Annotated in this window: 6 protein-coding genes and 1 pseudogene; all 7 read left to right on the forward strand. The window is 52.6% G+C overall.

The features are described 5' to 3' along the window. Positions 1-131: pseudogene (locus KQJ18_RS21585) on the forward strand (molecular chaperone); the annotation flags it as partial. Positions 132-134: 3 nt separating this feature from the next. Further along, positions 135-1,160, forward strand: a complete 1,026-nt coding sequence (gene lpxD / locus KQJ18_RS21590; RefSeq protein ID WP_038637414.1) for a UDP-3-O-(3-hydroxymyristoyl)glucosamine N-acyltransferase — start codon at positions 135-137, stop codon at positions 1,158-1,160. A 103-nt stretch (positions 1,161-1,263) separates the two neighbouring features. Beyond that, positions 1,264-1,719 carry a 3-hydroxyacyl-ACP dehydratase FabZ gene (gene fabZ, locus KQJ18_RS21595; protein WP_003018528.1) on the forward strand — a complete coding sequence of 152 codons (456 nt, stop codon included), beginning with the start codon at positions 1,264-1,266 and terminating at the stop codon, positions 1,717-1,719. 3 nt (positions 1,720-1,722) lie between these two features. After that, positions 1,723-2,511, forward strand: coding sequence for an acyl-ACP--UDP-N-acetylglucosamine O-acyltransferase (gene lpxA / locus KQJ18_RS21600; RefSeq protein WP_038637417.1), 789 nt, complete (start codon positions 1,723-1,725; stop codon positions 2,509-2,511). Further along, on the forward strand, positions 2,511-3,659 hold the full coding sequence (gene lpxB / locus KQJ18_RS21605) for a lipid-A-disaccharide synthase (RefSeq protein WP_121528603.1): 1,149 nt from the start codon (positions 2,511-2,513) through the stop codon (positions 3,657-3,659). The genes lpxA and lpxB overlap by 1 nt, the downstream gene beginning before the upstream one ends. Further along, the gene (rnhB, locus tag KQJ18_RS21610; protein WP_038637421.1) at positions 3,656-4,252 is read left to right on the forward strand and encodes a ribonuclease HII; all 597 of its coding nucleotides are present in this window, start codon (positions 3,656-3,658) and stop codon (positions 4,250-4,252) included. Before lpxB ends, rnhB begins: the two co-directional genes overlap by 4 nt. 24 nt (positions 4,253-4,276) lie before the next feature. Continuing rightward, positions 4,277-4,784: PHP domain-containing protein (locus KQJ18_RS21615; protein WP_216422711.1), on the forward strand; the 508-nt coding region annotated here is incomplete at its 3' end.

Genomic DNA, 4,784 nt, shown 5'->3' on the forward strand with positions numbered 1-4,784 from the left:
GTATCCAGACAGCTGTGAAATCTGTTGCTAACAGCCAGAGCATCGATCTGGTCGTTGACGCAAACACCGTTGCATACAATAGCAGCGATGTAAAAGACATCACCGCTGACGTACTGAAACAGGTTAAATAAGTAATGCCTTCAATTCGACTGGCTGATTTAGCAGAGCAGTTGGATGCAGAATTACACGGTGATGGCGATATCGTCATCACCGGCGTAGCGTCCATGCAATCTGCGCAAACTGGCAATATCACGTTTATGGTGAATCCTAAGTACCGTGAACACTTAGGCGTATGCCAGGCTTCTGCCGTTGTCATGACGCAGGACGATCTTCCTTTTGCTAAGAGTGCAGCGCTGGTAGTGAAGAATCCCTACCTGACCTATGCTCGTATGGCGCAAATTTTAGATACCACGCCGCAGCCCGCACAAAACGTTGCACCGAGTGCAGCGATCGATGCGACGGCGAAGCTGGGTAAAAATGTCTCTGTGGGCGCAAATGCGGTCATTGAGTCTGGCGTAGAACTGGGCGATAACGTGGTTATTGGCGCAGGCTGCTTCGTCGGAAAAAATACAAAAATCGGCGCAGGTTCTCGCTTGTGGGCGAATGTGACGATTTACCACGACATTCAGATCGGTGAGAATTGCCTGATCCAATCCAGCACTGTCGTCGGTTCGGATGGATTTGGTTACGCGAACGATCGCGGTAACTGGGTGAAGATCCCGCAGCTTGGTCGCGTGATTATCGGCGATCGCGTCGAGATCGGCGCTTGTACTACCATTGACCGTGGTGCCCTGGACGATACTGTGATCGGTAATGGTGTTATCATTGATAATCAGTGCCAGATTGCACATAACGTTGTGATTGGCGACAATACGGCGGTAGCCGGTGGCGTCATTATGGCGGGTAGCCTGAAGATTGGCCGTTACTGCATGATTGGCGGCGCCAGCGTGATCAATGGGCATATGGAAATATGCGACAAAGTCACGGTAACTGGCATGGGTATGGTGATGCGTCCTATCACGGAACCTGGCGTCTACTCCTCAGGCATTCCGCTACAACCCAATAAGGTATGGCGTAAAACAGCTGCACTGGTGATGAATATTGATGATATGAGCAAGCGCCTCAAAGCGATTGAGCGCAAGGTTAATCAACAAGACTAAAGCACCTTTTTTGCATGTCTGACTTTTCGGCCTGTCCCATTCATACGATTGCGACAGGCCGTGTTATTATTGCCTTTTAGTATATTTTGACAGGAAGAGTATTTTGACTACTAACACTCATACTCTGCATATTGAAGAGATTTTAGAACTTCTGCCGCACCGTTTTCCGTTTCTGCTGGTTGACCGCGTGCTGGATTTTGAAGAAGGTCGTTTTCTGCGCGCAGTGAAAAATGTATCCGTTAATGAGCCTTTCTTCCAGGGCCACTTCCCGGGCAAACCTATTTTCCCTGGCGTACTGATTCTGGAAGCGATGGCGCAGGCCACCGGTATCCTCGCATTTAAAAGCGTAGGAAAACTGGAACCAGGCGAACTGTACTATTTCGCGGGTATTGACGAAGCACGCTTTAAGCGTCCTGTCGTGCCGGGCGATCAGATGATCATGGAAGTGACTTTCGAGAAAACGCGCCGTGGCCTGACCCGTTTTAAAGGGGTTGCGCTGGTCGACGGTAAAGTTGTGTGCGAAGCAACGATGATGTGTGCCCGTAGCCGGGAGGCCTGATACGTGATTGATAAATCCGCCTTTATTCACCCTACCGCCATTGTGGAAGAGGGCGCCAGTATTGGCGCTAACGCTCACATTGGCCCATTTTGTATTGTTGGACCCCATGTTGAAATTGGTGAGGGTACCGTACTGAAGTCTCACGTTGTCGTGAATGGCCATACAAAAATTGGTCGCGATAACGAGATCTATCAGTTTGCCTCCATCGGCGAAGTTAACCAGGATCTTAAATATGCTGGCGAACCGACCCGCGTGGAAATTGGCGATCGCAACCGCATCCGCGAAAGCGTCACCATTCATCGTGGCACAGTGCAGGGCGGTGGAGTGACGAAGGTGGGCAGCGATAACTTACTGATGATTAATGCGCACGTCGCGCATGATTGTACGGTAGGCAACCGCTGTATTCTGGCGAATAACGCCACGCTTGCCGGACATGTTTCGCTGGATGATTTTGTTATCATCGGCGGCATGACTGCGGTGCATCAATTCTGCATCATCGGCGCGCATGTGATGGTTGGCGGCTGTTCTGGCGTTGCTCAGGACGTGCCACCGTACGTTATCGCCCAGGGCAACCACGCGACGCCGTTTGGCGTCAATATCGAAGGTCTGAAGCGTCGTGGGTTCACCCGCGAAGCGATTACCGCGATTCGTAATGCCTACAAAGCGTTGTACCGTAGCGGTAAAACGTTGGAAGAAGCGAAACCGGAAATCGCCGAACTGGCGAAACAGCACCCTGAAGTCCAGGCTTTCAGCGACTTCTTTGAGCGCTCAACGCGTGGTCTGATTCGTTAATGACTGAGCAGCGTCCTTTAACGATTGCCCTCGTCGCCGGAGAAACCTCCGGCGATATTCTTGGTGCAGGGCTAATCCGCGCACTCAAAGCTCGTGTTCCCAATGCGCGTTTTGTTGGCGTGGCGGGGCCGCTAATGCAGGCCGAAGGCTGTGAAGCCTGGTACGAAATGGAAGAACTGGCGGTGATGGGCATTGTTGAAGTGCTCGGACGTCTGCGCCGTTTACTGCATATTCGTGCCGATCTCACTCGTCGATTCACCGATCTCAAGCCGGATGTTTTCGTTGGCATTGATGCGCCTGATTTCAATATTACCCTTGAAGGGAACTTGAAAAAGCAGGGCATAAAAACCATTCATTATGTCAGTCCGTCCGTCTGGGCGTGGAGACAGAAACGCGTTTTCAAAATAGGCAGATCCACTAATATGGTGCTGGCTTTTCTGCCTTTCGAAAAAGCGTTTTATGACAAATTTAACGTCCCGTGCCGCTTTATCGGCCACACCATGGCGGATGCCATGCCGTTGGATCCGGATAAACACGCGGCCCGTGATATTTTGGGTATTCCCCACGACGCGCATTGCCTTGCGCTGCTGCCAGGAAGCCGTGGCGCAGAAGTGGAGATGCTTAGCGCCGATTTTCTGAAAACGGCGCAACTGTTACGTCAGCATTATCCGGATCTCGAAGTCGTGGTGCCGTTGGTGAATGCCAAACGCCGGGAGCAGTTTGAGCGTATCAAGGCAGAGGTTGCGCCGGAGCTTTCCGTGCATCTGCTTAATGGCATGGGACGTGAAGCGATGGTGGCCAGCGACGCCGCACTGTTGGCTTCAGGCACCGCCGCGCTGGAATGTATGCTGGCAAAGTGTCCGATGGTGGTCGGCTACCGCATGAAACCCTTTACCTTCTGGCTGGCGAAGCGTCTGGTGAAAACGGATTACGTTTCGCTTCCTAACCTGTTAGCGGGAAGAGAACTGGTTAAAGAGCTGTTGCAGGAAGAGTGTGAGCCGCATGCGCTGGCGCAAGCGCTGTTGCCGTTACTGGCGAATGGTAAAACCAGCCATGCGATGCATGACACTTTCCGTGAACTGCATCAGCAGATCCGTTGCAATGCTGATGAGCAGGCGGCGGATGCAGTCCTGGAGTTAGCGCAATGATTGAATTTGTTTATCCGCATACGCATTTAGTGGCGGGTGTGGATGAAGTCGGGCGCGGTCCTTTGGTTGGGGCGGTTGTTACTGCTGCCGTCATTCTGGATCCGGCGCGTCCGATTATCGGTCTTAACGACTCAAAAAAATTGTCGGAAAAACGTCGCCTGGCGCTGTTTGATGAAATAAAAGAAAAAGCGTTAAGCTGGAGCGTAGGCCGTGCAGAACCGCATGAAATCGACGATCTGAATATTTTGCATGCCACCATGCTGGCGATGCAGCGTGCGGTCGCGGGGCTGCATATTGCGCCGGAATACGTACTGATTGACGGCAATCGTTGTCCGGCATTACCGGTACCGTCGATGGCGGTAGTCAAAGGTGATAGCCGCGTAGCGGAGATTAGCGCAGCGTCAATACTGGCAAAAGTGACCCGCGATGCTGAAATGGCAGCGCTGGATACGGTTTTTCCGCAGTATGGCTTTGCGCAGCACAAAGGCTATCCAACCGCTTTTCATCTGGAAAAATTGGCACTGTATGGCGCGACAGAGCACCATCGCCGCAGTTTTGGCCCCGTCAAACGCGCACTGGGACTCACGTCCTGATTCTTGTGTCGAAGGAATCTGAAGATGTCTGAACCACGTTTCGTCCACCTCCGGGTGCACAGCGACTACTCCATGATCGATGGGCTGGCGAAAACCGGGCCGCTGGTGAAGAAGGCGGCCGCGTTAGGCATGCCTGCGCTGGCGATCACCGATTTTACCAACCTGTGTGGTCTGGTGAAGTTTTACGGAGCGGGTCACGGCGCCGGTATTAAGCCTATTGTAGGCGCAGATTTTCATGTCCGCAGTGAACTATTGGGTGATGAACTCACGCAACTCACCGTACTGGCCGCTAACAATACCGGCTATCAGAACCTGACGTTATTGATATCAAAAGCCTATCAGCGCGGTTATGGCGCAGAAGGGCCGGTTATCGACCGCGACTGGCTGGTCGAGCTAAAAGAAGGTTTGATTTTGCTCTCCGGCGGCCGCATGGGCGACGTCGGACGTAGCTTGTTGCGCGGTAATAGCGCCCTGGTTGACGAATGCGTGGCGTTTTACGAAGCGCATTTTCCCAATAGCTACTTCCTTGAGC

The organism is Citrobacter sp. S55_ASV_140, from assembly GCF_018919505.1.
In the GTDB taxonomy this organism is placed as follows: domain Bacteria; phylum Pseudomonadota; class Gammaproteobacteria; order Enterobacterales; family Enterobacteriaceae; genus Citrobacter; species Citrobacter werkmanii.

Bases quoted from the DNA above. Each gene is read 5' to 3' on its own strand.
- lpxD (WP_038637414.1), top strand. From the start codon at position 135: ATGCCTTCAATTCGACTGGCTGATTTAGCAGAGCAGTTGGATGCAGAA.
- lpxB (WP_121528603.1), top strand. From the start codon at position 2,511: ATGACTGAGCAGCGTCCTTTAACGATTGCCCTCGTCGCCGGAGAAACC.
- rnhB (WP_038637421.1), top strand. From the start codon at position 3,656: ATGATTGAATTTGTTTATCCGCATACGCATTTAGTGGCGGGTGTGGAT.